This is a genomic window from Dactylosporangium sp. McL0621 (assembly GCF_049995355.1).
Classification (GTDB): Bacteria; Actinomycetota; Actinomycetes; order Mycobacteriales; family Micromonosporaceae; genus Dactylosporangium.
This window is the reverse complement of the sequence record NZ_CP188259.1, coordinates 6,604,782-6,630,882: the sequence shown is the minus strand read 5'-3', so window position 1 is coordinate 6,630,882 and position 26,101 is coordinate 6,604,782. Positions and strand designations below refer to the sequence as shown.

Genomic DNA, 26,101 nt, shown 5'->3' with positions numbered 1-26,101 from the left:
CGATTTGTGCGTGGTTCGCTGCTCGTCGCCGGACTGGTGCTGGCCTCCGCGACCGCCTGCGGGTCGGCCGGCGAGGAGGTCCCGGTCGCGACCGTCACCTCGTCCTGCGAGGCACCCGGCGCGAGCGCCGCGGCGACCTCCGGCGACGTGCTCGGGGCCGCGAAGTCGCTGCTCAGCACCCTTGACGACGACCAGCGCCGGGCCGTGCGGGCCGAGCGCACCCCGGCCAACCTGGCCCACTGGTCGGACCTGCCCGACGCCCGGTTCCCGCGGGCCGGGCTGCGCATGGGCGCGCTCGGCAGCGTCCAGCGCGCCGCCGTCCTCGGCGTGCTCCGGGCCGCGCTGAGCGACCGCGGCTACCAGCAGGTGATCGAGATCACCGCGCCCGACGGGATCGACCGGTACTGGGTCCGCATCCTCGGCACCCCCACCGCCGCCGGCATCTGGACGCTGCAGTTCGGCGGGCACAACCTCGCCCTCAACCTCACCGTCGAGGGCGACGCGTTCACCCTCGCCCCGACGCTGCGGGGCGGCGCCGGGCCGCTGTGCGGCGAGATCCGCAAGGGCCAGGCGCTCATCGACGACCTCGACCCCGGCCAGCAGCAGGCGTCGGTCCTGCCCCAGCCGGTGCACGACGTCGTCCTCGGCCCCGGCCAGGACGGGCGCACCCTGCCGGCCGCGGGCATCAAGGCGTCCATGCTGCGGCCCCAGCAGCAGGCGCTGCTGCTGGAACTCGTCGACCAGTGGCTCAGCGTGCTCGACCCCGCGCAGGCGGCCGCGAAACAGGCCGCCTTCCGCAAGGGCCTCGCCGAGACGACCTTCGCCCGGTACGGCTCCACCTACTACCGCGTGCAGGGCCCGACGGTGTTCATCGAGCTCGCCCAGCAGCCCGACACCGGCGAGGTCCACGCCGTGTACCGCGAACCCGGCAACGACTACGGCGCCGCGGCCGGCTGAGGCTCGGCCGCGGCCTGGGCGTGCGGCGACGTGCGCTCGTCGTAGCGGGTGAAGCCCGGCATCAGCACGGTGCACAGGGCGACCGCGCCGGTGCACAGCAGCCCGCCGGCCGCGATCGCCCCGCGCAGGCCGACGGCGCTGGCCATGAGCCCGGCGCGCAGCTGGCCCGCGGTCGGGCCGATCGAGTACGACAGCAGCTCGATCCCGGCGAGGCGGCCGCGCAGGTGGTCGGGGATCGTCTGGTTCCAGATGGTCGAGCGGAACAGCCCGCTGACCATGTCCGCCCCGCCCGCCACGACCAGCAGCGCCATCGCGACCCCGATGTTCGGGGCGATCCCGAAGCCGGCGATGGCCAGCCCCCACAGCCCGGCCGCGACAAGCACCGCCAGGCCGTGCCGGTGCACGTGCGAGGCCCAGCCGCTGGTGAGCGAGACCAGCATCGCGCCGACCGGCAGGCACGCGTACAGCAGGCCGAGCGCCCAGCGCGAGTGCAGCTCGTCGGCGACGAACGGGAACAGCGCGACCGGCATGGCCAGGAACATCGCGGCGATGTCGACGAAGTAGGTGCCCAGCAGCTCCGGGCGGGACCAGGCGTACCGCGCCCCGCGCGCGATCCCGCGCAGGCTCGGGCGCTCCGCCTCCGCCGAGGGCGGCACCGGGCGCAGCGCCCACAGCAGCGCGATGGACAGCAGGAACGTCAGCACGTCCACGGCGTAGGCGATCGGCACGCCGGCCAGGGCGACCAGCACCCCGCCGACCGCGGGCCCGGCGACCGCGCCGATCTGCCAGCGCACGCCCGAGATGGCGTTCGCGGCGGTCTGCTCGTCGCGGGGCACCAGCCGCGGCGTCATCGCATCGAGCGAGGGCCGCTGGAGCCCGTCGAGCGCGGCGACGGAGCCGGCGACGACGTACAGCGGCCACACCGCCGGATGCGGCAGCAGCGCGTTGAGCAGCAGCCCGGCCGTGCACACGGCCAGCGCCGCCTCGCAGACCAGGACCACCTTGCGCCGGTCGGCCGCGTCGGCGATCGCGCCGCCCCACAGCCCGCTCAGCACCATCGGCACCAGCTCGACGACGCCTACCGCGCCGACGGCCACGTAGGAGCCGGTGAGCTGCTTGAGCTGGAACGGTACCGCCACCATCGTGATGAAGCTGCCGAACATCGTGACGACGCCACTGGCCATGAGCAGCCGGAAGTCCCGGTGCCGCAGCGGCCGGAGGTCCATGCGCAGATGCCGGAGCCGTTTCAACACGGCGCGCAGCGTAACGGCGGACGGGCGTCGCGGCACCTGAATTACGCTGATCGCATGCCCGCTCCCGACCCCAGATGGACCGGCCGCGCGACGGCGTTCGCCGACAGCTACGCGCACCTGTGCGCGCACACCGCCCCGGACCTGCTCGACGCGGCCGGCCCGGCCCCCGGCGGCGCCCTGCTGGACGTCGGCACCGGCTCCGGTACCGTCGCCGCCCTGGCCCTGGAGCGGGGCGCGCGCGTCGCGGCCGTCGACGCCGAGCCGACCATGGTCGAGCTGGCCCGGTCGCGGGTGCCGGACGTGCGCCTGGGCCGGCTGCCGGAGCTGCCGTACCCCGACGCCGCCTTCGACGCGGTGGTCGCCAACTTCGTCGTGAACCACGTGCCCGACCCGGCGCGCGCGGCCGCCGACCTCGCCCGCGTCACCGTCCCGGGCGGCCGCGTCGCGATCACCGTGTGGCCGCGCCCGGCGCCGCCGCTGCAGCAGCTGTGGAACGACGTGCTGGACGCGACCGGCCTGCCCCCGTCGCCGTCGATCGTCCCGCCCGCGCTGAACTTCGAACGCACCGCCGAGGGCGTCACCGGCCTGCTGCGCGGCGCCGGCCTGCGCGACGTGTCGGCCCGCCTCCTGACCTGGGAGCACCGCACCGACCTCGACTCGTGGTGGATCGGCCCGGCCAACGGCATGGGTGCCCTCGGCGAGGCCCTGGCCGGCCGGGACGAGGCCACGGTGGCCCGGGCCCGGCGCGAGTACGAGCGCCTGGCCGCCCCGTTCCTGACCGGCGACGACCTCGTCCTGCCGACGGCGGCGTTACTGGCCTGGGGTACGCGATGAGCTTCTACCCCGACGTCGAGGCCGCCGGCGGGCTCGCCGAGGCCCTGCAGGCCCACGGCATCGAGGCCACCGCAGACGGCCGCGACCCGATGCACCGCGCGGCCGTCCCGACCCCCGTCGCGCACCGCAACGGCCTGGAGATCAGCGCCTTCGAGCACGAGCGCCGCTGGTCGATCGTCGGCGGCGAGGCCCACCAGCACCTGCCGCTCATCCACGGGTACGCCGACGACGTGGCCGAGATCGCCGGGGTCGCCGCCGCCTGGCGCGCCGGGGCGAGCCTCGCCGACATCTGCGCGCGGGCCCCGTTCATGGAGCCGACGGGCCGCTTCGAGGTCCCGGACGGCGACCCGGCACGCCTGGCCGAGGCCGAGTGGCAGTGCGTGCGCGCGGAGATGACGGCATCGGGCCTGCCGCGCCTGCACGCCATCACGGAGGCGGCCTACACCGCGCCGGAACTGCGGCAGCTGTACCCGTACACCAGCCATTGGATTCTGAGGTTCTCGGCCACGACCCGCCCGTTCCTGCGCGACGTGGGCCTGAGCCTGTGGGCCGAGACTGAGGACGCTTTCGTCGTGCGCTCCCGCTACCTGGGCGACGTGATCGGCGAGACCACGACGGCCGAGCACGCCGTGGCGATCGCGGTACGCCAGCTCCCGCCGGGCTTGGGCCCGGTCACTTCGGGCGCGCACGAGCAGGGACCACCATGGTATTGACATTCGACGACCAGCCGATCGGCCGGGACGAACTCGCGGACAGCGGCGTCGAAGAAATGGTCATCGTCGGACCGCGACAACCGCGCTAGCTCGGCCGGAGATGGCCGGTGCGGACGGGGTTGGTCTCGTCCGCACCGGCCATCTCCAGCTGTTGCCTCAGCTGCAGCACAGCTCGTCGTCCCCCTATTGGCGTGCCGGTCACGGCACTACGACGAGCCTGCTGCCCCGTAGGTCGGTGCGTTGCCAGGCGGCCTCGATGTCGCTCAGCGGGACCTTCACCACGTCGAAGGTCAGTTCGCCGGACTGCGCCCACCTCAGGACCTGGCCGTACACCTCCTGCATGGTCTGCGGGCCGAGTCCCTTGGCCGCGCCGTAGATCTCGACGCCGGAGGTGCGCAGGCTCTCCGCGGCGACGACGAGCCCGGCGCCGGCCGACTCGCCGATCTGGATCAGCCGGGTCGGCTTCGGGAACGCGAAGGTCTCCGGGATCAGTGATCGCAGCAGGATCTCGGTGGGGCGGCCCCAGAGGTAGTCCAGCACGACGTCGTAGCCGTCCCCTTTGGCATCGAGGTACGCCTGCACCAGCGCCTCGTCCGGTACGGCGGTGTTGATCACCGCATCGGCGCCCAGGGTCTGTACGTCACGCAGCTGGTCGTCGTCGCGGCCGGTCGCGATGATCCGTCCGGCGCCGAGCAGGCGGGCCACCTTCACCGCGAGCCGCCCCGCGACGCCGGTCGCGCCCTGCACGAGCACGGTCTCGCCCGGCACGAAGCCGGCGGCGGTCCTGATGGACATGCCGGTGATCGCCGTGCCGAGCACGGTCGCGATCGCCGGATCGATACCGTCCGCGATCGGCATGTAGGCGACCTTGGGTACCACGGTCTTCTCGGCGAGCGCGCCGTAGGGCCGGCGCGGGTTGCCGAACCCGACGAGGGTGCCGTCCGGCAGCGCGCCGATGCCGTCGAAGGCGGGGATCGCGGGCAACTGTGCGGTGTACTGCTGGCTCGCGTAGTGCGTGCCGGCCGCGATGCGCTTGTCGACGTTCTCGACCGCGACCGCCTTCACCTCGATGATCACCTCATCGTCGCCGGCCACGGGATCGGGGAAGTCCTCGTAGCGGGGGATGCCACCGATCTCGTGCAGCACCGCCGCCTTCATCCCACCTCCCGGCCGAAGAGCGCCGCGATCCGGCGCTGCCAGGCCGGCAGGAACCGGGGCGGACGGGCGGGCGAGTGGTTCCACCCGTGGTTCACACTCCGGCGCCGGGCACGGCCGTGGGCCGCCGTGCCCTCGTGGACCGCCGGGCCCTGGTGCCCGGCCGGGTGCTCGGCGTGCTCGGGAACGCCCGGAACGCGATGGGTCGCCCGGTGCAGCAGGCCGCGGATCGGGTGCTTGGCTGTCATCTGCATCTCCTCGTCTCTATCAGTGATAGAGAACTCTACCACTGATAGAGTTCTGACGGGAGGTACCGATTTGGCGCTGGACCGGCAGCGGATCGTCGACGAGGCCGTCGCTCTGCTGGACGCCGAGGGGCTCGACAGCGTGACGACGCGCAAGCTCGCCGCGCGGCTCGGCGTGCAGTCGCCGACCCTCTACTGGCACGTGCCCAACAAGGCGGCCCTGGTCACCGCGATCGCCGATGCGATCCTCGACCAGGAGTTCGGCGACATGGCCCCGCCCGAGCCGGATCAACCCTGGAAAGACTGGCTGAGCGGCCTGGCCGGGCGGCTGCGCCGGGCGCTGCTCGCCCACCCCGACGGCGCCCGGGTCATCTCCGCCGCTCAGCTGTCCGTCACGATGGCCGCGATCTCCGAACTGGCGATGAGCACCCTGGTGGCTCGCGGCATCTCGTTGCGGCAGGCCCGCGTGATCGTCCTGACCGTCGAGCGCTTCACGGTCGGCCACGTCCTCGAGGAACAGGCCCCCCGCCCGGACGCGGAGGCGCTGAAGACGTTCGACCTGGACGTGTTCACCGAGCGGCACCCGACCATGGTGTCCGCGATCACCGAGTACTTCCGGCCCGGCCGCACCGTGGACGACCTGTTCGGCGACTGTCTCGAGGTGGTCATCGAGGGCGCTGTGGTCAAAGCCGGGGCCATCTCCTGAGGCGGTTCGGGGCGGCTAGTGCTGTGACCACATACGTTGGCCGGGTTGGCCGGGTCAGATTCTGCCGTACGTGTGTGCTAAAACGTTGAGGTGCCTCGTCGTCGGGATTCGGCCGCGCCAGCGGTGGTGTATCGCACCGCCCGGGTCGGTCTGCGCCTCACGCGAGCACAGTGGAGCCGCGGTTTTGGGTTGTTGCGATCGGCCGGTGACGTATGGGCGTGCCTCCTCGAGGTGAATGCATGGCGGCGGCAGCGGCGGGACGCGCCGCTGGTGTCGTATCAAGCGTTGTGCCGGGAACTGGCCGCGGCGGGTCCGGGCACGTTCGGTGACCTGGACAGTGTCGGTGCCCGGTCGGTGCTGCGCCGGTTCTCCGATGCCTGGTTCGCCGCGGCGAAACGCCGCCGCGCTGGCGACACCACGGCCCGGTTCCCCCGCCGTCGTCGGGGTTTGGTGCCGGTCCGCTGGTATCACGGCACGTTCGCCCTGGACGGCCGGCAGCTGCGGCTGCCAACCGCGGCCGGTCGCCCGCCGTTGCGGCTGCACCTGGACCGGACCGTGCCGTATCCGGCCGAGCGGGTCCGGTCGGTGACACTGCTCGCCGACGGTGGCCGGTTGTGGCTGGAGGTCACCGCCGAGATCCCGGTCAGCGTCTACCCTGACGGCGCTGCGCCTGACCCGGGCCGGGTCGCCGGCGTGGACCTGGGGGTCATTCACCCGTATGCGGTGGCCGGTCCGGACGGGCACGGGTTGCTGGTGTCTGGGCGGGCGGTCCGGGCCGAGCACCGGATGCATCTGGCCGACACGAAGGCCCGCCGCCGGGCCACCGCCGGCCACGCCCCGACACCTGGGCAGCGGGGGGCGCGGCGGTGGCGCAAGATGCGCCGCCGGGCCCGGCTGGTCGAGGCCCGGCACCGCCGCCGTGTCCGCCAGGCGCAGCACGAAGCGGCGAAGACGGTCATCGGCTGGGCGGTGCAGCAGCGGGTCGGGACGTTGACCGTCGGCGACCCCCGCGGTGTGCTCGACCTGGATGCCGGGCGGCGGCACAACCTGCGGCTGCGGCAGTGGCAGATCGGCCGGGCCATCGCGATCCTGCGGGACAAGGCCGAACTCGCCGGCATCACCCTGCACCTGGTCGACGAGCGCGGCACCTCCTCCACCTGCCCCGCCTGCCGGCAACGGATCCGCAAACCGGTCGGCCGGACCATGACCTGCCACCACTGCAACATCTCCGGGCACCGCGACCTGTTCGCGGCCGCCACCATCGCCACCCGCACCCCGGCCGGGGCGGGCGGCGGCACCACCACCACAGCAGCCGTAGTGCTGCCGTGCGTGCTCACGCACCGTCGAGCGGGACGGCACCTGCCCGGTGCCGGACCGTCCCGGCGTGACCCCCGCCGACCACACCAGCCGCCACCAACCACGGTGACGGCCGGCGCAGCGGCGCGAGGATCAGTTGGCCGGCTGAGGCCCGCCCCACCACCACACACCACCGTGGCGGGGAGTCGCTCGACCGCACCCGCGGGCGAGGAACCACAAACCGGCGAACGTTTGTGGTCACAGCACTAGCATGGCCCCGATGACCACTGCCGGAACGCGACCCGACGAAGACCCGGCCGACCGGGCCCGGATCGACGAGGCCATGCGGCTGCTGTCCGGCGCGCCGGTGGCACTCGATATCGCCGTCAAGAAGCTCGCCCGGGGCGGCGGTGTCTACGCCTGGTGGGCGTCTCCCTCGATCCTTCCCGAGCTCCCCGGGCCGCCGAACGAGAGCGTCCCGTCGCTACGGCTGCTGTACCTCGGACGGGCGACCAGCCTGCGCGGCCGGATCCTGCGCAACCATCTGCGGCGTTCGGGCAGCTCGACGCTGCGCCGTACCCTGGCCGGGCTTCTCGTCTCCGAGGGCTACCGCACGACCTGGACCGATCGGGTCGTCCTGGTCCCGCAGGACGAGGCCCGGCTGACCGCGTGGATGTACGCGCACCTGCGCCTGACCTGGGCGGAGGACGCCGAGCCGGCGATCATCGAGGCCGAGCTCGTCCGGCGGGTGCACCCGCCGCTCAACGTGCACGGGGTCGACCCGGAGCACATTCAGGCCGGCGTGGTCGACGCCAAGAACGCGTACAACGACAGCAGCCGCCCGGTCGCGCCGTAACGGGTGCACTCGGTCAGCGCAGCGTCGCCAGGACGTGGTCGACGGCCTCGGTGACCGCCTGCCGGGAGGCGTCGGTGTCGTCGAGGGTGTCGAAGGCGTGCCGCCCCGCCGGCACGTCGACGATGGTCAGGTTCGCCTCGGCGGCCTGTGCCGCGGCCACGAACTGCGCAACGGTGGCGGCGATGTCCGGGCGCTCCAGCCCCACCCGGGTCAGTACGATCGGCAGGGCGTTGGCCCGCATCGCACCGGCCACCCCGGCCGCGGCCGCCGCGCCGACGGCCTCGACCGCGTCGACCGGCCGGAAGTCGGGTTCGAGCGCGGAGCCGCCCAGCCGCGGGTACGTCAGCGCGACGCAGCGCAGCCACGGCGGCGGGTCGCGCAGCCAGCCGGCGGACAGCGGCCCGCCGCCGGAGAAGAACCACAGCGCGATGCGGTCGCCGTCGACGCGCGGGTGCTCGCGGGCCCGCTCGACCGCCTCGCGGAGCCGCCCGGCGGACCGCGGGTAGGCGTCGGGGCCGTGCAGCGGGTGGTCGAAGGTCACGGCGACGACGCCGCGCCCGGCGAGCAGCGAGCCGTACCCGCGATAGACCGGCCAGTCCCGCGGCGTGGGCCTGCGGTCCGCCGGCACCGGTCCGCCGTGGACGAGCACCAGCGCGGGCCGGGCCGGTCCGGCACTCGCATCGGGCAGGTAGAAGTCCGCCGTTTCGCCACGCTCCGGGTCGACCGGGTCGACCGGAACCACGAACGGTTCCAGGTGATCGGGACGCTGCACGTCGGTCAGGGTATGCAACCGCGCCGCCGAACACCTACGGTCGGCGGCGTGGACATCGTCGTGCCGGCCTCGCTCCGCGCCATGCCGCGATGGTGGGGCGAGGGCTCCGAGTGGCTCGACGCGCTGCCCGGCCTCGTCGCCGCGCAGTGCCGGCGGTGGGGGCTGCGCGTCGACGGGGAGGTCGTGCACGGCTCCAACGCGCTCGTCGTGCCGGTCGTGCGGGGGGATTCCGCGTTGGTACTGCGAATGGCGCCCCCCGGCGGCGAGGACACGCGCGCGCTGCGGTTCTGGAACGGGCGCGGCACCGTCCTGCTCGTCGACGCCGATCCCGCCGCGGGCGCGACGCTGCTCGAGCGGCTCGGGGGGTCGCTGCTGGCGGAGCCCGTCGGCACTGCGGTCGCGGTGCTCGGGGCGATGATGCGGCGGCTCGCGGTACCGGCGCCGGACGACGTGCTGTCGACCGCCGATCGGGTGCGGGAGCGCGCGGCCCGGCTCGAGGCCGAGTGGCGGGCGCTGGGCGAGCCGTTCGGCGCCGCCTACCTCGCCGAGGCGCTGCGGGTCGCGCCCGCGCTCGCGGACACCGGGTCCGGGCTCGCGGTCAACGGCGACCTGCACAGCGCCCAGGTGCTGCGCGGGCGGCGGGAGCCGTGGCTCGCCGTCGACGCGGTGCTGCTGCGCGGCGACATCGAGTTCGACCTCGCGCGGGTGCTGTGGACCCGCCTCGACGAGATGGCCGGCCACGAGGTGGCCGGCCACTTCGACACCGCCGTGGCGGCCGCGGGCGTGGACCGGGCCCGCGCCCGCGACTGGGTGGCGTTCCGTACCGTCGACTACTGGCTGTGGGGCCTCGGCAAGGGTCTCACCGAGGACCCGCAGCGGTGTCAGCGGCTGATGGACGTCATGATGCGCACGGCACCCCGTTGACGGAGACGACCGCGGGCGGGGTGGCCGGGGTGGAGCGCTCGCCGTACAGGCCGACGGTGACCGAGCCGCCCGGCGGGATGATGCGGTTCCAGGTCGCGTGGGTCAGGGTCACCGCGGTCCCGGTCTGGACGTAGGAGCCGTTCCAGGACTGGATGACCCGCTGGTCGCCGCCGAAGCTGAAGGTGATGACCCAGTCGACGATCGGCGTGGTGCCCGTGTTGGTGACCGTGACGTCGGCGACGAAGCCCGACGACCACACGGACGTGTAGGTGAACGTCGCGCGGCAGGACAGGGGCGGCGGTGCGCTCGGCGACGGGGAGCTCGACGAGGGCCGCGGGCTCCCGCCGGTCACGGTGACCGAGTTCGAGGCGGCCGACAGGTTGCCCGCCGCGTCGCGGGCCCGGACGTAGAACTGGTCGCGCGGCGTGACGACCGCGGCGGTGTACGTGGTGCCGGGGACGGTGGCCAGCAGCGTGGAGACGAACACGCCGTCGAAGCGGTACACGTTGTAGCCGGTGACGCCCACGTTGTCGGTCGACGGTGACCAGGTGAGCGTCGTGGTGGGGCCGTTCGTCGGGTCGGCCGCGAGGCCGGTCGGCGCGGCCGGGGGTACGGTGTCGCCGCCGGTCGCGACCGGGGTGACGACGGTGACCACGGCCGAGCTGCCGGAGCGGTGCCCGAGGTCGTCGTGGGCCGACACCCAGAAGCGGTACTGCTGGCCGGGCCGGATCTCGGCGGTGACGGTGGCGGTGGTGACGTTGCCGACGCTCGCGGTCCAGAAGATGTCGTTGAACGCCTGCTGGTACAGGATGTCGTAGCCGGTCACCGCGCAGCAGCCGCGCGCGGACGCGGTCCAGGTGAGCGTGACCGACGTGGTCGTGACGGCGCTCGCCTGCAGGTTGGTCGGCGGCGACGGCGGGAACGGGGAGGTGTTCGGCGTCCCCGAGATCGACGGGGCCGGAGTGGACAGGGATGCGGCGGCGGGTGCGCTGCCGCTGGCGTCGTTGACGGCGATGAGCAGGGCCCCCGCGATCAGCGCGAGCGCGGCGACGGACGCCAGCCGCAACGACGACGGAAGCGTTCGAGTCCTGGACATGGGCCCGACACTGGCCGCATCCATCGACGTTGGTCAAGTGATCAAGATATGACGCCCAGTGACGTGGACGGGACCGTGAAAGTTTCCCGCAGGCCGGGCAGCGCGGCCGGGCCGCCGAGGTACCCCTGGACACCTCGTCCGGGAAGCGTCCGGGCCGGGTCGCGCGGGTCATCGGCGGGCACCGCCCGGGCCTGAGCGTTCCCGGCGCCGATCCCGTACAAATCCGCTTGCCTGCGGCATCGGTATCGGTGACCCTGCGGTGTGCGGATGCATCCCGACCAGCTGCCGGTGACGCCCGAGACCGTGCGCGGCCTCGTCGCCGCGCAGTTTCCCCAGTGGCGGGACCTGCCGGTGCGGGAGCTGGCCCCCGGCACCGTCAACGCCGTGTTCCGCCTCGGCGACGCGCTCGTGGCCCGGTTCCCGCTGCAGCCGGGCGGCGCGGACGGACTGCGCGCGGAGGCGGAGGCGGCCGTGAAGCTCGCCGCGCACACCCGGTTCGCGGTGCCGGAGCCCGTCGCGTTCGGCGCGCCCGGGCCCGGCTACCCGCTGCCGTGGTCGGTGCTCACCTGGGTGCCCGGCGACGTCGCCGGCGCCTCCTCGGACGGGCTCGCCGAGGACCTCGCCGAGCTCGTCGCCGACCTGCGCCGGATCCCGACGGAGGGCCGGACCTTCGGCGGCCGCGGCCGCGGCGGGCGGATCGCGGCTCAGGACGAGTGGATGCAGACGTGCTTCGCCAACAGCGAGGGGCTGCTGGACGTGCCGCGGCTGCGCCGGCTGTGGGCGGACCTGCGCGACCGGCCCCGCGGCGACGCGCCCGACGTGACCAGCCACGGCGACCTCATGCCCGGCAACGTGCTCGTCCGCGCCGGCCGGCTGACCGGCGTCATCGACGTGGGCGGCCTCGGCCCGGCCGACCCGGCTCTGGACCTCGTCGGCGCCTGGCACCTGCTCGACGCCGGCCCGAGGGCCGCGCTGCGCTCGCGGCTCGGCTGTGACGAGGCGGAGTGGGAGCGCGGCCGGGCGTGGGCCTTCGTGCAGTCGATGGGGCTGGTCTGGTACTACCGGCGCAGCAACCCGGGGATGGCCGGCATCGGCCGCCGGACCCTGGCGCGGATCCTGGCGTCCTAGGGGCTGTATCGAAGTGGATGGCCGGGCTGCGGCGGACTCAGACGCCGGCTGGAACCACCCCGGTCACACCCCGATACAACCCCGGTATCGGGGCGCGCCCGGCGCGGCCCCAGCCGACGCCTGAGCCTCGCCTCGCTCCGGCCCCCACTTCGATACAGCCCCTAGCGGCTCGGCGGTGGCCCGCCGCCCGGTCCGCCCGGTCCGCCGCCCGGGGCGCCGCCACCGGCCGGGGTGGTGCGCGTGTCGACCTTCGCGGTCAGGGCCACGCTGTAGCCGGCGGTCGCGCTGCCGGTGACGGTGCCGAGCTGCAGCGCCCCGCCGTCGTCGCCGAAGACCATGTCGTTCTGCAGCGTCACCCGCGCCAGGTTCGCCACCGAGGCCGAGTACCCGGCCGTGGCGTACACGGTGTCGCACACGTCCTTGGGCAGCGCGACCTGCGACGTGGCGATCGCCTTCGTCGCGTCGGTGATGCTCGCCTGGTCGGGGTACACCTCGAAATGGATGTGCGGCCAGCGGCCGTCGTAGCAGGCCGGGAACACGCTCGTGAACCGGACCTTGCCCTGCGCGTCGGCGATCTGGACCCCGCGCAGGTAGTTCTGGTCGGTGACGCCCGGCGAGTACAGCGAGTACCTTCCCTCGCGGTCGCAGTGCCACACGTACACGGCGACGCCCGCGAACGGCCGGCCGCCGGCCAGGTCCACGATGGACAGTTCGAGCGCCATGGGCACGCCGCCGGCGGCGCCGCTCGCGGTACCGAAGCCGGATCGGATGTCACTGCGGACGATGCCCATCTGGTTGAGCACGTCGGGGCCGTTGGAACCGTCGCCCGGGTAGGGCCCGGCGGTCTCGTCGGGGATCTCGCCGCTCGCGGTGCCGGCGCCCGGCGTGCCGCTCGCTCCGCTCGCCGTGCCGCCGTCCAGGTCGTCGCCGCAGGCCGCCGCGAGCCCGAGGACGGCCGCCCCGAGCCCGAACGCGCGCAACACCTGCCGCCGCCGCATCACGGTGCCGATGTCGAAGCCCAGGCCCTGGTCCACCAGCTCCTCGCCGGGCCGGGCGAACGGCCGCCCTTCGTACGTGTCGCGCTTCGGGTCTCCCATGGGCTCAGGCTGGCCGGGGCGGCTGGCACGAGCCTGCGCACAGCCTGCGAGCGGGCTGTGAGCCGGTCACGCGCCGGCGACGACGGCCCGCAGGTCAGCCGTGGCCGCGGCCAGCAGGGCCGCGAAGTCGGCGCGCTCGTCGGTGACCCAGCGGCGCGTGGCCAGGCGCAGCACGGCGGCGGCGGCGTCGGTGGCGAGGCGGGCGGCCGGCTCCGGGTGGCCGCGGCGCACCAGGGCGGCGGTGAGCGCGTCGGACAGCGCGGCGAGTTTGATCAGCTCGCGCTCCTGCAGCGGCGGGTTGGCCGCGATGACCTCGGCGCGCTCCAGCAGGAAGTCGCGCGGGCGGAGCACCTCGGGCACGACGGTGCAGGCGGCCAGCAGGGCCGGCAGCGCGCCGGTGCCGGGCGGGGCGGCGCCGACCGCCGCGACCAGGCGCTCCTCGAGCTCGTCGCCGGCGAACAGGACCTCGCGCTTGTCGGTGAACCAGCGGTAGAACGAGCGCTCGGTCAGGTTCGCCCGCTGCGCGATCTGGGCGACCGTCGTGCGGTCGTAGCCCTGCTCGCGGAACAGCGTCAGGGCGGCGCGCTCCAGCCGCCCGCGGGTGTTGCCCTCCCACCGTGCCATGCCTGTGAGCATAGCGACAGCAGATGCTGTCATCACTTCTGCTAGCGTCGGTGATGTCAGCTTCTGTCGTCATGTTGGGGAGGACGTCATGCGTACCCTTCGCTTCCACGAGTACGGAGACCCGGCCGCGGTGCTGCGCCTGGAGGAGGCCGCGCCGCCGGAGCCCGGGCCCGGGCAGGTGCGCGTCGCCGTGCAGGCGTGCGGGCTCAACCCGGCCGACTGGGCGCTGTGCGGCGGGCTGTTCGCCGGTGACCTGCCGCGCGGCATCGGCCTGGAGGTGGCCGGCACCGTCGACGCGCTCGGCGCCGGGGTCCGCGGCGTGGACGTCGGCGACGCGGTGTTCGGGCCGGCGCCCTTCACCGGGCCGACCGCCGGCGCCGCCGAGCAGGCCGTGCTCGACATCTGGTTCCCGCGCCCGCCCGGCCTGGGCCCGGTCGCGGCCGCCGCGCTGCCGATGGCGGTCGAGACCGCGCACCGCGGCCTCGACGTGCTGGGCGCCGGCGCGGACGGCACGGTGCTGGTCTACGGCGCCGGCACGACCGTGGGGTTCGCCGCGGCGCAGATGGCCGTGCGGCGCGGGGCGCGGGTCATCGCGGCGGCCGGCGAGACGTACGCGGACGCGCTGCGCGCCGCCGGGGCCGAGGTCACCGCCTACGGCGACGGCCTGGTCGAACGGGTGCGGGCGCTGGCCGGCGGGCCGGTCGGCCTCGCGCTGGACGCCGGGCCGGTCAGCGACGTGCTGACGGACCTGGTGCGCACCGTCGAGGCGCCCGCGCACGTGGTGACGCTGAGCAACTTCGCGGCCGCCGGGGCGCTGGGGGCCCGGGCCGGCTTCGCCGCGCGCCGCGACGACGTGCTCGGCGACTACGCGCGGCTGGCGGCCGCGGGGGAGTTCACGGTACCGGTGGCGCGCGTTTTCCCGCTCGAGGACTGGCGTGCGGCGCTGGAACGGAGCCGGTCGGGGCGGGCACGGGGCAAGCTCGTCCTCGGCGTCGCCGCGTAGGCTGCGGCCATGCTGCTGATCTTCGGACTCAAGACCAAGCGCGAGTTTCTGCGGTGGGTCGCGTTTGTCTGCCGCGTCTGCGGGCAACCCGGGCGGGCCGCGCTCGTGCGGGAGGTAACGAAGTTCAGCCTGTTCTTCGTCCCGCTGTTCCCGGTCCGCGTCCGCCACGTCGCCGAGTGCCCGAACCCGGCCTGCCGGGCGCGCACCAAGCTCAGCGGCGAGGAGGCGCAGCGGCTCGCTTGACACTCCTCGCGCGCGCGTACCAAGCTTGCGGTGAGAGCGCTCTCAAGGCTCGAAAGGCCTGGCCGTGACAGGTGCAGAGAGCGCTCTCTCCATTGGAGAGGAGAGCCATGCGGAACCCGGCGTTCGCCGACCTGCTCGACGTCCCGGTCAACGAGGCCCTGTCGTCCCGGGTGGTGTACGTCCGCTGCCCGCACGGGCTGACCGGCCCGTACGGCGCCGTGGTGGAGTCCATAGTGGACACCCTCGACCGCCACGGGCTCGTCGTGCGGCTCGGCCGGGGACCGCTACCCGACGGCGTCGACCCGTGCGGGGCCATCCTGATCGGCGACGCGGAGCCGGTGCCGTACCCGTACGTGGTCGTCGGCGACGAGCCGCCGCCCGAGGGCGTCGCCGGCGTGTGGTCGGACCGGGCCGCCGCCCGGCGATTACTCGTCGAGCACCGGCCCGCGGCGGTGGTGTGCGCCGACGCCGGCCAGGCCGCCGAGGCCCGCCGGCGCGGGGCCGAGGTCGCCGTGCTCGACGACACCGGGGTCGTCGGCGGGGACATGGTCGCCGTGCGGCGCTCGTGGGGCGAGGTCGGGGCCCTGGCCGCGGCCGTCCTGCTGCGGCTGCTCGACGGGGCCGGCGGGGAGCCACCGCGGGTGGCGGTACCGCCGGAATTGGCCTGATCCCCGCGCGCGGCCACTGTCGGATACGGAGCAGCACGTCGATCCGGCCCCCGCGCGGCGGATAGCGTGGTGCACGGCAGATTCGACCCGCGAGCCGGGCTGGTGACGTGCCGACATGAGCCGAGATCCGCGCCGCGCGCCCCGCCGCCGCTGGGCCGCCGACCTTGCCCGCCTGGCCGTGCCGGTGCTGCTGATCATCGCCGCGGGCGCGGCCGTCGCCTGGTTCGCCGACGAGCGACGCCGCGCCGTGCTGGTGCAGGTCCGGGAGTCGGGCCTGGTCGTACTCGAGGTCGCGGGCGTCCTGCTGCTGCTGGTGCTGGCGGTCGGGCTGATCGTGTGGCTGGGCCGGCCGCCGGGGATCACGTTCGACAGCTCGCTCGACGGCGCGGATCTCGACGGCACCGCACTGGCCCGGGCGATGGCCGGCGAGCTGCACCGGATCCGCTCGGTCCACGAGGTGCAGGGCGAGCTGAAGATCCAGGACTCGTCGCGGCCGCCGGTCGTGCTCAACCGGCGCGACACCGTCGCCGACAGCGTGCTCACGCCCGCCGCCCCCGCGCGGCTGGCCGACGCCGTGGTCGGCATCGGCTCGGTCGAGCTCGCCGGGGCGACCCTCCCGGTCGGCTCACTGCTCGCCGCGCTGCGCCACGTCTGGCCGCTGCGCCGCTCCGGGCCCTCGATCAGCGGGCAGGTGTTCCGGCAGGGCCGGGCGCTGCGGCTGACGGTCCAGCTCCGGCCGGGCCGCCGCGCCGCGCCCGTCGACTTCTCCGTGCTGGCCATCTGCGACGACGTCCGGGCCGGCCGCGACGAGCTGCTGCGCACGGCGGCGGCCCGCATCGCGCACACCCTGTCGCCGGGCGCGGCGGGCATCACGTGGCAGGGCTTCGCTCGGCTGACCCGCGCCCTGGAGCAGTACCAGGAGTACGAGGAGACGGCCGACCCGGCGGTCCTGGAGTCCGCGGTGCTCGCGGCCCGCGGCATCCCGGCCCGCGACGAGCACAGCCGGGACGTCCGCGCGCTCGTCTACAACCTCGGCGTCGCCTGCCTCGCCGCCCGCGACCTGCGCAACGCCCAGCGGCTCCTGGAGCGCGTGCACGTCGCCGACCCCGCCGACGCCGTCACCCGCAACGCGCTCGCCGTCACCTACTTCGAGCAGCGCCGCTTCGCCGAGGCCCGGGCCGCCTTCGAGGAGGCCCGGGGGCTCACCCCGTCGGCGCTGTGGGACGGCGCCGACGTCGAGGGCGTCGCGGCGCACCCCTGGAACGGGCTCGGCAACACGTACGTGGAGCTGGCCGACTACACCAGCGCGATCCAGGTCTACCAGGAGGCGATCGAGCGCTGGCCCGCCGCGGCCTACCTGTACAACGGCCTCGGCAACGCCTACCTGCAGCAGCACCAGTGGGACGAGGCCGAGCGGGCCTACCGCGCGGCCGTCGAGCGCGACCCCGACTCGGCCTACCCCCTGCACGGGCTGGGCAACCTGCGGGCCCGCCGGGGCCGGTTCGAGGAGGCGGAGGAGTACCACGAGCAGGCCCTGGAGCGCGACCCCGCCTTCGCGCACGCCTGGAACGGCCTGGGCGAGGCGCTCGCCGGGCGCGGACGCCACGGCGAGGCCCTCGACAAGCACCGCCGGGCGGTCGAGCTGCGGCCCGACGACCCGTACACCTGGTGCTCCCTCGGCCTGACCCACCTGCGCCACGGCGACGTCGCCGAGGCGCTGGAGGCGCTGCACCGGGCGCGCGAGCTCGACGGGCGGGCCGCGTACGTGTGGCGCGGCCTGGGCGATGCCTACCTGCGCCTGGGCTCGTGGGACGAGGCCCGCGACGCCTACCGCGAGGCGGTCGACGCCAACCCGGCCGACGCCGCGGCCTGGGACGGGCTGGCCCGGGCCACCGGCGCCCAGGGCAAGGGCGACCTCAAGCGGCAGGTCGCACTGTTCGAGAAGGCGGCCGAGGCCAACCCGACCGAGCCGTTCGGCTGGAACCAGCTCGGCGACGCCTGCTACCGCGCCGGGCTGCTCGCCGAGTCGGTCGAGGCGCACCTGGCCGCGCTGGAGCTCGACCCGAAGAACTCCTTCGCGCAGGACGGGCTCGGCAAGGCCCACCTCGGCCTGGGCAACTTCGACGCGGCCGAGCGGGCGCACCGCGAGGCCGAGAAGATCAACCCCCGGGACGCGTACGCGCCGCACGGGGTCGCCGCCGTGCACCTCGCGCGGGGCGAGTTCGAGGCCGCGCTGGAGGAGAACCGCCGGGCCATCGTCATCGAGCCGCGCGCGGACTTCGCCTGGAACGGCCTGGGCGACGCGGCCGAGCGGCTGCGACGGTACGACGAGGCCGAGATGTCCTTCCGCACGACCCTGGAGATCAGCCCGGACAACGCCTACGCGCACACCGGCCTGGCCCGTGTCGCCCTGGCCCGCGGCCGCGCGGCCGAGGCGCTGGCGACCGGCGCCCGGGCCGCCACGCTGCCGCCGCCCACCGCGTTCGCGTACATCACGCTCGGCGACGCGCACGCGGTGCTGGGCGAGCACGACCGGGCGATCGAGGCGTACCGCGAGGGGCTCGTGCTCGACCAGCGCCGCATCGACGGCTGGGCCGGGCTCGGCCACGCCTACGTCTGGCTCGGCGACTTTGTCAACGCGCTCGGCGCCTTCGACCAGGGCCTCGAGGTCCGCCCCGAGCACTGGCGGCTGCTGCTGGGCCGGGGCGACGTCCTGCTGCGCAAGGAGGCCGAGCGCGAGGACGTCGGCGACTTCGGCCCGGCCCGCGCGCTGTACGAGGCCGCGGTGCGGGCCCAGCCCGACGCCGCGCTCGCGCCGCTGGTCCGGCTGGCGGCGCTGGCCGTGCGGGCCGGCGACCTCGACGCGGCCCGCCGCCACGCCGGGCACGCGCAGCGGGCGTTCCAGCGCTGCTGGGACCTGCGCCGGCACTCCGACGCCGACCTGGGGGAGCTGCGTACGCTCGCCACGATGCTGGCGGGCCCGCCGGACGAGGCCCGCCAGGGACTGCGGCGGCTGCTGCGCGGCGGCGCCGTGCCGGGCGTCGCGGTGCTCCCGGAGGCGTAGCGCGCGGCGGAGGAGCCCGGCTCAGGGCCGCGCGGCGGCCCGGAGGCGTAGCGCGCGGCGGAGGAGCCCCGGCTCAGGCCGGCCGGGTTCGCAGCAGGGCCGCCAGGGGCGCGCCGGCGAGCAGGCACAGCGCCGCGCCGCAGACGAGGGCCGTGCGGACCTCCGCGGCCCCGGCGCCGTGGCGGATCGCCGCGCCCGCCAAGGCCGCGCCGAGGCCGGCCCCGAGCAGCCGCCCCGCCGAGATCAGCGCCGACACCCGCCCGTGGGCCCGCTGCGGTACCGCATTGAGCCCCGCCCGCGACACCCCGGCGAACAGCGGGCCGAGCCCGAGGCCGAGCGCGACGGCGAGCGGCAGCGCGGCCGGCCCGTGCAGCGGCGTGTCCGTGAGCCCGTACCAGGCCAGCCCGGCGCCGGCCACGGCGAACGCCGCGACCATGACCGGACGCTCCCCGCGTGCGTCGATGAGCCGGCCCGCGAACGGCCCGACCGCGCCGATGCACACCGCGATCGCCATCGGCGCGGCCGCGGCGAGCAGCGGGCTGTAGCCGGCGGCGTCCTGCAGGTACTGCTCGATGATGAAGAACACGCCGATCATCACGAGGAAGCTCAGCCCCGCGGCGGCCACGGCGACCAGCACGGCGGGGCGGCGCAGCACCCCGGCGGGCGGCTGCGGACCGGAGCCGGGCGGCCCGGCCGGCACCAGGCGCGCCACGGCGACGGCGGCCGCGGCGGCGAGGGGCAGCAGCGACCACCACGCCGCCCGCCAGCCCAGGCCGGTGGTGAGCAGGCCCCCGAGCAGCGGCCCGGCGATGTTGGCCACGCCGGAGGCGGCGCCCCAGATGCCCAGCGCGGTGCCGCGGCGCTCGGGCGGGAAGCCGCTGACCGCGCCGGACAGCGCCGCCGGGCTGGCCAGGCCCGCGCCGGCGCCCTGGACCGCGCGGGACACCACCAGCACCGCGAAGCCCGGGGCGAGCGCGCCGAGCAGGGCACCCGCGGCGAAGAGGGCGAGGCCGGCCAGGGCGGCGGTGCGCCCCCCGAACCGGTCGACGAGCCGGCCGCCGGGTAGCAGGACGACCGCGAACGCGAGAAAGTAGACGGTGATGACCCAGCCCAGCGGCTGCGGCGCGGTGTGCAGCGACCGGCCGACGTCGGGCAGCGCGACCGCAACCAGGGTGCCGTCGACCTGCAGCAGCGCCGCGAGCCCGCTGCACGCCGCGAGGGTGCGCCACGCACCGCGCGGCACCGTCGCCGTGTCGCGAGCCATCGCGTCAGCATAGAGTGCGGCCTTCTTAGGAGATTTTTATACGTGCATTCAGGCGGTTCACAGGTTTTCTGCCGATGGTTGCAGTCATGACGACGACTCTCGCCCCGCCCGCCGCCGGACGCCGGCCGGCCGTGCGCGCCACGCCGTGGTGGTGGGCCGACGCCGGTGGGGTCGCCGCCGGGGTGAGCCTGCTCGTGGTGACCGCCCTGTGGGTCGCCGACGGCGGGGTGCAGGCCCTGGGCGGTGCGTGGCCCGACGCGTTGAGCTCGCTCGGGCGGCTGACCGGGCTGCTCGCCTCGGACCTGCTGTTGCTGCAGGTGCTGCTGATGGCCCGGGTACCGCTGGTGGAGCGCGCGTTCGGGCAGGACCGCCTGGCCCGCTGGCACCGGTGGACCGGGTTCACCTCGTTCCACCTGATGCTCGCCCACATCGTGCTGATCACGATCGGCTACGCCGGCGCCGCCGACGTGAACGTGTTCGGTGAGCTGTGGGACCTCGTCGTGGACTACCCGGGCATGCTCCTGGGCACGGCCGGGACGGTGCTGCTGGTCATGGTGGTGGTGACGTCGATGCGCCGGGCCCGGCGCCGGCTGCGCTACGAGTCCTGGCACCTGCTGCACCTGTACGCGTACCTCGGCGTCGGTCTCGCCCTGCCGCACCAGATCTGGACCGGTGCCGACTTCATCGGCTCGGCGTGGTCGCGGCTGTACTGGTGGACCCTCTACGCCGTGTCCGCCGGCGCCGTCCTCGTCTACCGCCTCGGCATCCCCGCCTGGCGCAACTGGCGCCACCGCCTCGTCGTCGACCGGGTCGTCGCCGAAGGCCCCGGCCTGACCTCGATCTACCTGCGCGGCCGCGACCTCGGGGCGCTGCCGGTGCGGGCCGGGCAGTTCTTCCAGTGGCGGTTCCTCGACGGCCCCGGCTGGTCCCGGGCCCACCCGTACTCCCTCTCGGCGACCCCGCACACCGGCGTGCTGCGCATCACCGTGAAGGACCTCGGCGACGGCAGCGCCCGCACCGCCACCCTGCGGCCCGGCACCCGGGCCCTCATCGAGGGCCCGTACGGCAAGCTCACCGGCGAGCACTACCGCGGCGGCCCGGTCGTCATGCTGGCCTGCGGCGTCGGCGTCACCCCGCTGCTGGCCCTGCTCGGCGAGCTGCCGTACCGGCCCGGCCAGGCCACCCTCGTCTACCGCGCCCGCAGCGCGGCCGAGATCGCGTTCCGCGCCGAGCTCGACTGGCTGGCCCGCCACCGCGGCGTCCGCGTCATCCACCTGCTCGGCCCGCGCGCCGGGCACGGGTCCTGGCAGCCGGCCGGCGTGCCGCCGCTGCACCACCTCGCGCCCCACCTGGCCGGCGCCGACGTGTACGTGTGCGGCCCCGACAGCTGGACCGCGGCCGCCACCGGCGCCGCCGTCGCCGCCGGGGCGAGCCCCGAGCGCGTCCACACCGAACAGTTCGCCTGGTAGGAGCCCATGAGACGCATCGTCCTCTGGTTGCTGTCCACCCTCGCCGCGGTGGTCCTGCTGTTCAGCTACCGCACCGGCCTCGGCGCCGCCATGCCCGCGAGCACCACCCCGGCCGCCGGGGCCGGGGACGGGGGCGGCACCGCGTACAAGGGCTCGGTCGCCGCCACCCGCTGGGGCGACGTCCAGGTCGTCATCACCGTCGCCGCCGGCAAGATCACGGCGGTGTCGGTGCCGGTGTACCCGGACAACAACAACCGGGACGTCCAGATCAACAAGCGCGCGCTGCCGATCCTGGTGCGGGAGACCATCGCCGCGCAGAACGCCCGCATCGACACCGTCTCCGGCGCCACCGTCACCAGCGACGGCTACATCGAGTCGCTGCAGGCCGCCCTCGACGCCGCCCACCTGTCATGAACCAGCGCGCCTACGTCGAGCAGATCATGGGGCTGCCGATCAGCCTCCACGTCCGCGGCGAGGACCCGGACGGCCCCGAGGTCCGCCTCGGCGCCGAGGCCGTCTTCGCCGAGCTGCGCCGCTTCGACGCGATGTTCAGCCCGTACCGCGACGACAGCGACCTGGCCCGCTTCGAGCGCGGCGAGCGCCCGGACGACCCGCTCTTCGCCGAGATGCTGGCGCTGTGCGACGAGGCCCGCGCCCGCACCGGCGGCCGCTTCGACCCGCGCGGCCTGCCCGACCCGCGCACCGGCACGCCCCGCTTCGACCCGTCGGGCCTGGTGAAGGGCTGGGCCGTGGAGCGCTCGGCGGCGCATTTGCGAAAGCTGCGGCGGTACTCCTGGTGCTTGAACGCCGGCGGGGACGTCCTCGTGCACGCGGAGGAGGACCACCCGGCGTGGCGGGTCGGCATCGAGCACCCCGACGACCCGGCGCGCCTGCTGCAGGTGATCGAGCGCCGGACCGGCGCCGTCGCCACGTCGGGCACCGCCCACCGCGGCGCGCACATCGTCGACCCGGCCACCGGGCAGCCGGCGACGGCGGTGCAGGCGGTCACCGTCACCGGCCCGCAGCTGCTCTGGGCCGACGTGTACGCCACCGCGGCCGCGGCCGCCGGCCCCCGGTCGCTGGAGTGGCTCGGCACGCTCGACGACCACGCCGCGCTGCTCGTCTCCGCGTCCGGCCTGGTCCAGTGCACGGAGGCATGGCCGGCGCCCTGAGCCGCGGACCTGGCGCGATCGCCGGTCCCGGACCGGGCGGCTCCGGCACCGGCGATCGCCAGATGCCCCGGAATCCCACCAACACGGGTGAATCGTATTCGCGCTGCGGGCCCCGCGGGCGGAGTCGGCCACCGCGGCGACCGTCACGTTCACCCCCGGTGCTGGGCCTGCTCCTGGTGGCGGCCGGTTCCGCCGCCGGTCGGACGGGGGCGTCGCGGGACTAGGGTCGGACGGGTGGAGACCGCGTACCTGCTCGTGCACAGCCCGCTCCTCGGCCCGCGCTCGTGGGCGCCGGTCGCCGCGCGCCTGCGGGACGCGGGCGCGGCGGTCGCCGTACCGCCGCTGGTGCACATCGCCGACGACGGGCCGCCGTTCGCGCCCAGGGTCGCCGCCGCCGTCGCCGCGGCCGGGCTGCCGCCGGGGGGACCCGTGGCCGTCGTCGCGCACAGCAGCGCCGGGCTGTTCGTGCCGGCCGTCGCGGCGGCCCTCGGCGGCGCCGCGGCCGCGTGCGTGTTCGTCGAGGCCGCGCTGCCGGCGCGGAGCGGGCCGAGCCGGGCCGCGACGCCGGAGCGGGTCGAGGTGCTGCGGGGCCTGGCCCGCGACGGGCGGCTGCCGCGCTGGACGGACTGGTGGGAGGACGTCACGCCGCTGTTCCCGGACGCGGAGACGCAGCGGGAGGTGTCGCAGGAGCAGCCGCGGCTGCCGCTGAGCTACTACACCGAGCCGATCGCGAACCCGCCGGGCTGGGCGGCGCTGCCGTGCGGGTACATCCTGTTCAGCCCGGCCTACGAGCCGGTCGCGGCCGACGCCCGGGAGCGCGGCTGGCCGGTGGTGGAGCTGCCCGGCCGGCACTTCCACCAGCTCGTCGACCCGGACGCGGTGACCGCCGCCGTCGTCGCGCTGGCCGCCTGAGGCGGTCTACGGCAGCCGCAGCGCGATCTCGACCCGCCGGTTGAAGGCCCGGCCCGGCAGGCTCGCCGACCCGTCCGCGTTCGCCTCCTCGGCCGGCGGCCGGGTGCTGCCGAGGCCGACGGACGTGACCGCGGCGGCGTTGACGCCGTGCCCGGTGAGGTACGCCTGGACGCGGCCGTCGCCGGAACCGCACCCGGCCAGCAGGAGCGCGCCGCCGGCCGCGATCGCCATCAGCACCCCGGGCGCGATTCGTGAGCGTCATGCCCGGGCAGCCCAGGCGCGGCGGTGATCACGCACGGGTGAACGACGGTCAGCCGACAGCGATGGTGGGCCGGGCCGCGGACGGGGTACCCGTGGTGGATGTTCGAGGGATTCCGGGACGAGCGCATCGACGTGGGCGAGGTCGAGCTGCGCGTCCGCCACGGCGGGCACGGGCCCGCGGTCCTGCTCGTGCACGGCCACCCGCGCACCGGGGCGACCTGGCACCGGGTCGCGCCGCGGCTGGTGGAGCGCGGGTTCACGGTCGTGTGCCCGGACATGCGCGGGTACGGCCGCTCGGGTAAGGCGCCGATCCGCCCCGACCACGCGCAGCAGTCCAAGCGCGCGGTCGCCGGCGACCTCGCCCGGCTCATGCACACCCTCGGCCACGAGCGGTTCGCCGCCGCCGGGCACGACCGCGGCAGCTACGTGGCGCTGCGGCTGGCCCTGGACCACCCGGGCGCGGTCGAGCGGCTCGTGGTGATGGACGGGGTACCGATCAGCGAGGCCCTCGCCCGCTGCGACGCGAAGTTCGCCCGCGACTGGTACCACTGGTTCTTCTTCGCCCAGCCGGACAAGCCGGAGCGGGCCATCAACGCCGACCCCGACGCCTGGTACAGCGCGGCCCGCCCGGAGACCATGGGCGCCGAGAACCACGCCGAGCTGCGCGCCGCCATCCACGACCCGCAGACCGTCCGCGCGATGCTGGAGGACTACCGCGCCGGCCTCGGCGTCGACCGCGAGCACGAGGAGGCCGACCGGCGGGCCGGCCGCACGATCGGCTGCCCGACGCTGCTGCTGTGGTCGGCCCTCGACGACCTGGAGGACCTCTACGGCGACCCGCTCGCCGTGTGGCGGCCGTGGGCGCCGGACCTGCGCGGCCACGCCATCGAGTCGGGCCACCACCTCGCCGAGGAGAACCCCGGGGACCTGACCGAGGCGCTGGCCGCCTTCCTGCGCTGAGCCGTCACTCGCCGGTGGCGCCGTCCACGGACTCGCGCAGCAGGTCGGCGTGGCCGTTGTGCCGGGCGTACTCCTCGATCATGTGGCACAGGATCCAGCGCAGGGCCGGGCGGCGGCCGTCCGCCAACGGCCGGGCCGCCGCGGCTCCCAGGCCGCGCTCATGCAGCACGTCGGCGGTGATCCGGCGGGCGCGGTCCACACTGGACTGCCAGAGCCGGCGCAGCTCGGACGGGTCGTCGGCGGCGGCGGAGTGCCACTCCCAGTCGCGGTCGGCCGCCCAGTCCACCCCGGCCCACGGCGCCGGGCGGTCCTCGCCGAGCAGGCAGTGCACGAACCAGTCGTCCTCCACGTAGGCCAGGTGCTTGAGCAGCCCGCCGAGGGTCATGGCGGAGGCCCCGACGGTGGCGTTCAGCCCGCCCGCGTCGAGGCCCGCGCACTTCCACGCCAGCGTCGCGCGCTGGAACTCCAGGAACCCCAGCAGCGTGGCCGCCTCGTCGCCGTCCAGCGGCGGCTCGGGCCGCTCGTCCTCGTCCATACGCCGAGTATGGCCCGGACGTACCGCTCAGAAGTCCCGCTCGCCCGTGACCGACCACACCTGGATCGCGGAGGCCCGCGGCTCGGCCGAGCGCGTCGCGCTGGTGCTCAACGCCCCGCATGTGCTGCCCGAGCCCGGGGCCGAGCCGGCCGGCGCCGCCTCGCTGGAGCTGGCCGGGGTGCGCCACGGCCCCCTCGACGGGCTCGACCTGGCACTGCGGCCCGGCGAGTTCGTCGGCGTCGTGGCCTACCGGCCCGCGGACGCCGAGGCGCTCGTAGCGATCCTCGCGGGGCGGGTCGCGCCCGCGGAGGTCGGCGGGGCGGTGCGGCTGGGTGGGGTACCGCTGCCGGAAGTCGGGTCCGCGCGGGCCGTCCTGCACGTGGAGCCGCACCACACCGACCTCTTCGCGGGCACCCTCGCGGCCAACCTCGCGCCCGGCGGCGCCGACCCGGACGCCCTCGCCGCGGCGCTGCGGGCCTCGGCCGCCGACGAGGTGGTCGCCGCCCACCCGGCCGGGGTCGAGCACGCGGTCGACGAGCGCGGGGCCGGGCTCTCCGGCGGCCAGCGCCAGCGCCTCGCCCTGGCCCGCGCGCTGCTCGCCCGGCCGCCGATCCTCGTGCTGCACGACCCGACCACGGCCGTCGACGCCGTCACCGAGCAGTCGGTCGCCCTGGGCGTCCGGGCCCTGCGCAAGGACCTGACCACGCTCGTGGTGACCAGCAGCCCGGCCCTGCTCGCCGTCGCCGACCGGGTCGTGGTCGTCGACGCCGGCCGCGTCCGGGCCGCGGGCACCCACGCCGACCTGGGCGCCACCGACGCCGACTACGCGAAGGCGGTGCTGCGGTGAGCCTGCCGGTCGCGACCGCGCGGGAGACCTGGCGCTGGCTGCGCGGC

The 26,101-nt window shown here is 75.4% G+C and carries 28 protein-coding genes; 18 read left to right on the top strand and 10 right to left on the bottom strand.

Annotation, left to right across the window (positions count from 1 at the left end; translation table 11 throughout):
• The first annotated feature begins 6 nt into the window (after positions 1-6).
• The gene (locus tag ACPPVO_RS31350; RefSeq protein ID WP_426502141.1) at positions 7-957 is read left to right on the top strand and encodes a DUF3500 domain-containing protein; all 951 of its coding nucleotides are present in this window, start codon (positions 7-9) and stop codon (positions 955-957) included.
• Here the strand turns inward: ACPPVO_RS31350 and ACPPVO_RS31345 are convergent.
• The gene (locus ACPPVO_RS31345; RefSeq protein ID WP_426502140.1) at positions 936-2,210 is read right to left on the bottom strand and encodes an MFS transporter; all 1,275 of its coding nucleotides are present in this window, start codon (positions 2,208-2,210) and stop codon (positions 936-938) included. The two genes, ACPPVO_RS31350 and ACPPVO_RS31345, sit on opposite strands and share 22 nt — an antisense overlap.
• 54 nt (positions 2,211-2,264) lie before the next feature.
• On the opposite strand from ACPPVO_RS31345, the gene ACPPVO_RS31340 reads away from it, so the two are divergent.
• Both ACPPVO_RS31340 and ACPPVO_RS31335 read left to right on the top strand, forming a co-directional pair.
• Positions 2,265-3,044 carry a class I SAM-dependent methyltransferase gene (locus ACPPVO_RS31340; protein ID WP_426502139.1) on the top strand — a complete coding sequence of 260 codons (780 nt, stop codon included), beginning with the start codon at positions 2,265-2,267 and terminating at the stop codon, positions 3,042-3,044.
• Positions 3,041-3,757, top strand: a complete 717-nt coding sequence (locus ACPPVO_RS31335) for a DUF6193 family natural product biosynthesis protein (RefSeq protein ID WP_426502138.1) — start codon at positions 3,041-3,043, stop codon at positions 3,755-3,757. The genes ACPPVO_RS31340 and ACPPVO_RS31335 overlap by 4 nt, the downstream gene beginning before the upstream one ends.
• A gap of 198 nt (positions 3,758-3,955) precedes the next feature.
• On the opposite strand, the gene ACPPVO_RS31330 is transcribed toward ACPPVO_RS31335, so the two are convergent.
• Together ACPPVO_RS31330 and ACPPVO_RS31325 are read right to left on the bottom strand one after the other, a co-directional pair.
• Entirely contained in the window at positions 3,956-4,915 is a 960-nt protein-coding gene (locus ACPPVO_RS31330) for a quinone oxidoreductase family protein (protein ID WP_426502137.1), read from the bottom strand.
• Positions 4,912-5,160 carry a hypothetical protein gene (locus ACPPVO_RS31325; protein ID WP_426502136.1) on the bottom strand — a complete coding sequence of 83 codons (249 nt, stop codon included), beginning with the start codon at positions 5,158-5,160 and terminating at the stop codon, positions 4,912-4,914. Before ACPPVO_RS31325 ends, ACPPVO_RS31330 begins: the two co-directional genes overlap by 4 nt.
• Positions 5,161-5,230: 70 nt before the next feature.
• On the opposite strand from ACPPVO_RS31325, the gene ACPPVO_RS31320 reads away from it, so the two are divergent.
• The 3 genes from ACPPVO_RS31320 to ACPPVO_RS31310 all read left to right on the top strand — a co-directional run bounded on the left by ACPPVO_RS31320 (position 5,231) and on the right by ACPPVO_RS31310 (position 8,015).
• On the top strand, positions 5,231-5,863 hold the full coding sequence (locus ACPPVO_RS31320) for a TetR/AcrR family transcriptional regulator C-terminal domain-containing protein (protein ID WP_426502135.1): 633 nt from the start codon (positions 5,231-5,233) through the stop codon (positions 5,861-5,863).
• A 90-nt stretch (positions 5,864-5,953) separates the two neighbouring features.
• On the top strand, positions 5,954-7,429 hold the full coding sequence (locus tag ACPPVO_RS31315) for an RNA-guided endonuclease InsQ/TnpB family protein (RefSeq protein ID WP_426502134.1): 1,476 nt from the start codon (positions 5,954-5,956) through the stop codon (positions 7,427-7,429).
• A 10-nt stretch (positions 7,430-7,439) separates the two neighbouring features.
• Positions 7,440-8,015, top strand: a complete 576-nt coding sequence (locus tag ACPPVO_RS31310; protein ID WP_426502133.1) for a GIY-YIG nuclease family protein — start codon at positions 7,440-7,442, stop codon at positions 8,013-8,015.
• Between the two features lie 13 nt (positions 8,016-8,028).
• Here the strand turns inward: ACPPVO_RS31310 and ACPPVO_RS31305 are convergent, their stop codons facing one another.
• Positions 8,029-8,787 (bottom strand): alpha/beta hydrolase, encoded by a 759-nt coding sequence (locus tag ACPPVO_RS31305; protein WP_426502132.1) that lies wholly within the window; start codon positions 8,785-8,787, stop codon positions 8,029-8,031.
• Positions 8,788-8,835: 48 nt separating this feature from the next.
• On the opposite strand from ACPPVO_RS31305, the gene ACPPVO_RS31300 reads away from it, so the two are divergent.
• The gene (locus ACPPVO_RS31300) at positions 8,836-9,711 is read left to right on the top strand and encodes an aminoglycoside phosphotransferase family protein (protein WP_426502131.1); all 876 of its coding nucleotides are present in this window, start codon (positions 8,836-8,838) and stop codon (positions 9,709-9,711) included.
• Here the strand turns inward: ACPPVO_RS31300 and ACPPVO_RS31295 are convergent.
• The gene (locus ACPPVO_RS31295; protein WP_426502130.1) at positions 9,686-10,807 is read right to left on the bottom strand and encodes a cellulose binding domain-containing protein; all 1,122 of its coding nucleotides are present in this window, start codon (positions 10,805-10,807) and stop codon (positions 9,686-9,688) included. The genes ACPPVO_RS31300 and ACPPVO_RS31295 overlap by 26 nt on opposite strands.
• Positions 10,808-11,074: 267 nt before the next feature.
• Between ACPPVO_RS31295 and ACPPVO_RS31290 the strand changes: the two genes are divergently transcribed.
• On the top strand, positions 11,075-11,935 hold the full coding sequence (locus ACPPVO_RS31290) for an aminoglycoside phosphotransferase family protein (RefSeq protein ID WP_426502129.1): 861 nt from the start codon (positions 11,075-11,077) through the stop codon (positions 11,933-11,935).
• Between the two features lie 161 nt (positions 11,936-12,096).
• On the opposite strand, the gene ACPPVO_RS31285 is transcribed toward ACPPVO_RS31290, so the two are convergent.
• A complete protein-coding gene (locus ACPPVO_RS31285) occupies positions 12,097-13,032 on the bottom strand; it encodes an intradiol ring-cleavage dioxygenase (protein WP_426502128.1) in 936 nt (311 codons plus the stop codon).
• Between the two features lie 66 nt (positions 13,033-13,098).
• Positions 13,099-13,656 carry a TetR/AcrR family transcriptional regulator gene (locus ACPPVO_RS31280; protein WP_426502127.1) on the bottom strand — a complete coding sequence of 186 codons (558 nt, stop codon included), beginning with the start codon at positions 13,654-13,656 and terminating at the stop codon, positions 13,099-13,101.
• A gap of 88 nt (positions 13,657-13,744) precedes the next feature.
• Here ACPPVO_RS31280 and ACPPVO_RS31275 point away from each other — a divergent pair, with 88 nt between their 5' ends.
• The 4 genes from ACPPVO_RS31275 (at position 13,745) to ACPPVO_RS31260 (ending at position 18,634) form a co-directional block, all read left to right on the top strand.
• Positions 13,745-14,659: an NADP-dependent oxidoreductase gene (locus ACPPVO_RS31275; RefSeq protein ID WP_426502126.1), complete on the top strand. Its 915-nt coding sequence runs from the start codon at positions 13,745-13,747 to the stop codon at positions 14,657-14,659.
• 9 nt (positions 14,660-14,668) lie between these two features.
• Positions 14,669-14,902, top strand: a complete 234-nt coding sequence (locus ACPPVO_RS31270; RefSeq protein WP_426502125.1) for a zinc-ribbon domain-containing protein — start codon at positions 14,669-14,671, stop codon at positions 14,900-14,902.
• Positions 14,903-15,009: 107 nt separating this feature from the next.
• Positions 15,010-15,570 (top strand): hypothetical protein, encoded by a 561-nt coding sequence (locus ACPPVO_RS31265; protein ID WP_426502124.1) that lies wholly within the window; start codon positions 15,010-15,012, stop codon positions 15,568-15,570.
• 115 nt (positions 15,571-15,685) lie between these two features.
• The gene (locus ACPPVO_RS31260; protein WP_426502123.1) at positions 15,686-18,634 is read left to right on the top strand and encodes a tetratricopeptide repeat protein; all 2,949 of its coding nucleotides are present in this window, start codon (positions 15,686-15,688) and stop codon (positions 18,632-18,634) included.
• Positions 18,635-18,707: 73 nt separating this feature from the next.
• Here the strand turns inward: ACPPVO_RS31260 and ACPPVO_RS31255 are convergent, their stop codons facing one another.
• Entirely contained in the window at positions 18,708-19,898 is a 1,191-nt protein-coding gene (locus ACPPVO_RS31255) for an MFS transporter (protein ID WP_426502122.1), read from the bottom strand.
• An 86-nt stretch (positions 19,899-19,984) separates the two neighbouring features.
• Between ACPPVO_RS31255 and ACPPVO_RS31250 the strand changes: the two genes are divergently transcribed.
• The 4 genes from ACPPVO_RS31250 (at position 19,985) to ACPPVO_RS31235 (ending at position 23,451) form a co-directional block, all read left to right on the top strand.
• Complete coding sequence (locus ACPPVO_RS31250) at positions 19,985-21,367, top strand: ferredoxin reductase family protein (protein WP_426502121.1); 1,383 nt, start codon at positions 19,985-19,987, stop codon at positions 21,365-21,367.
• Positions 21,368-21,373: 6 nt separating this feature from the next.
• Positions 21,374-21,781 carry an FMN-binding protein gene (locus ACPPVO_RS31245; protein WP_426502120.1) on the top strand — a complete coding sequence of 136 codons (408 nt, stop codon included), beginning with the start codon at positions 21,374-21,376 and terminating at the stop codon, positions 21,779-21,781.
• The gene (locus tag ACPPVO_RS31240; RefSeq protein ID WP_426502119.1) at positions 21,778-22,539 is read left to right on the top strand and encodes an FAD:protein FMN transferase; all 762 of its coding nucleotides are present in this window, start codon (positions 21,778-21,780) and stop codon (positions 22,537-22,539) included. Before ACPPVO_RS31245 ends, ACPPVO_RS31240 begins: the two co-directional genes overlap by 4 nt.
• 234 nt (positions 22,540-22,773) lie before the next feature.
• Complete coding sequence (locus tag ACPPVO_RS31235; protein WP_426502118.1) at positions 22,774-23,451, top strand: alpha/beta hydrolase; 678 nt, start codon at positions 22,774-22,776, stop codon at positions 23,449-23,451.
• 6 nt (positions 23,452-23,457) lie between these two features.
• Here the strand turns inward: ACPPVO_RS31235 and ACPPVO_RS31230 are convergent, their stop codons facing one another.
• Positions 23,458-23,688, bottom strand: coding sequence for a hypothetical protein (locus ACPPVO_RS31230; RefSeq protein WP_426502117.1), 231 nt, complete (start codon positions 23,686-23,688; stop codon positions 23,458-23,460).
• 123 nt (positions 23,689-23,811) lie between these two features.
• On the opposite strand from ACPPVO_RS31230, the gene ACPPVO_RS31225 reads away from it, so the two are divergent.
• On the top strand, positions 23,812-24,672 hold the full coding sequence (locus ACPPVO_RS31225; protein WP_426502116.1) for an alpha/beta fold hydrolase: 861 nt from the start codon (positions 23,812-23,814) through the stop codon (positions 24,670-24,672).
• A 4-nt stretch (positions 24,673-24,676) separates the two neighbouring features.
• On the opposite strand, the gene ACPPVO_RS31220 is transcribed toward ACPPVO_RS31225, so the two are convergent.
• The gene (locus ACPPVO_RS31220) at positions 24,677-25,207 is read right to left on the bottom strand and encodes a DinB family protein (protein ID WP_426502115.1); all 531 of its coding nucleotides are present in this window, start codon (positions 25,205-25,207) and stop codon (positions 24,677-24,679) included.
• Between the two features lie 46 nt (positions 25,208-25,253).
• Between ACPPVO_RS31220 and ACPPVO_RS31215 the strand changes: the two genes are divergently transcribed.
• On the top strand, positions 25,254-26,054 hold the full coding sequence (locus ACPPVO_RS31215; protein WP_426502114.1) for an ATP-binding cassette domain-containing protein: 801 nt from the start codon (positions 25,254-25,256) through the stop codon (positions 26,052-26,054).
• Positions 26,055-26,101 lie beyond the last annotated feature (47 nt).

Coding starts and splice junctions, on each gene's coding strand:
- ACPPVO_RS31275 (WP_426502126.1), top strand. CDS start 13,745: ATGCGTACCCTTCGCTTCCACGAGTACGGAGACCCGGCCGCGGTGCTG.
- ACPPVO_RS31245 (WP_426502120.1), top strand. CDS start 21,374: ATGAGACGCATCGTCCTCTGGTTGCTGTCCACCCTCGCCGCGGTGGTC.
- ACPPVO_RS31295 (WP_426502130.1), bottom strand. CDS start 10,807: ATGTCCAGGACTCGAACGCTTCCGTCGTCGTTGCGGCTGGCGTCCGTC.
- ACPPVO_RS31335 (WP_426502138.1), top strand. CDS start 3,041: ATGAGCTTCTACCCCGACGTCGAGGCCGCCGGCGGGCTCGCCGAGGCC.
- ACPPVO_RS31290 (WP_426502129.1), top strand. CDS start 11,075: ATGCATCCCGACCAGCTGCCGGTGACGCCCGAGACCGTGCGCGGCCTC.
- ACPPVO_RS31255 (WP_426502122.1), bottom strand. CDS start 19,898: ATGGCTCGCGACACGGCGACGGTGCCGCGCGGTGCGTGGCGCACCCTC.
- ACPPVO_RS31225 (WP_426502116.1), top strand. CDS start 23,812: ATGTTCGAGGGATTCCGGGACGAGCGCATCGACGTGGGCGAGGTCGAG.
- ACPPVO_RS31325 (WP_426502136.1), bottom strand. CDS start 5,160: ATGACAGCCAAGCACCCGATCCGCGGCCTGCTGCACCGGGCGACCCAT.
- ACPPVO_RS31260 (WP_426502123.1), top strand. CDS start 15,686: ATGAGCCGAGATCCGCGCCGCGCGCCCCGCCGCCGCTGGGCCGCCGAC.
- ACPPVO_RS31310 (WP_426502133.1), top strand. CDS start 7,440: ATGACCACTGCCGGAACGCGACCCGACGAAGACCCGGCCGACCGGGCC.
- ACPPVO_RS31265 (WP_426502124.1), top strand. CDS start 15,010: ATGCGGAACCCGGCGTTCGCCGACCTGCTCGACGTCCCGGTCAACGAG.
- ACPPVO_RS31285 (WP_426502128.1), bottom strand. CDS start 13,032: ATGGGAGACCCGAAGCGCGACACGTACGAAGGGCGGCCGTTCGCCCGG.
- ACPPVO_RS31240 (WP_426502119.1), top strand. CDS start 21,778: ATGAACCAGCGCGCCTACGTCGAGCAGATCATGGGGCTGCCGATCAGC.
- ACPPVO_RS31340 (WP_426502139.1), top strand. CDS start 2,265: ATGCCCGCTCCCGACCCCAGATGGACCGGCCGCGCGACGGCGTTCGCC.
- ACPPVO_RS31330 (WP_426502137.1), bottom strand. CDS start 4,915: ATGAAGGCGGCGGTGCTGCACGAGATCGGTGGCATCCCCCGCTACGAG.
- ACPPVO_RS31220 (WP_426502115.1), bottom strand. CDS start 25,207: ATGGACGAGGACGAGCGGCCCGAGCCGCCGCTGGACGGCGACGAGGCG.
- ACPPVO_RS31270 (WP_426502125.1), top strand. CDS start 14,669: ATGCTGCTGATCTTCGGACTCAAGACCAAGCGCGAGTTTCTGCGGTGG.
- ACPPVO_RS31280 (WP_426502127.1), bottom strand. CDS start 13,656: ATGGCACGGTGGGAGGGCAACACCCGCGGGCGGCTGGAGCGCGCCGCC.
- ACPPVO_RS31250 (WP_426502121.1), top strand. CDS start 19,985: ATGACGACGACTCTCGCCCCGCCCGCCGCCGGACGCCGGCCGGCCGTG.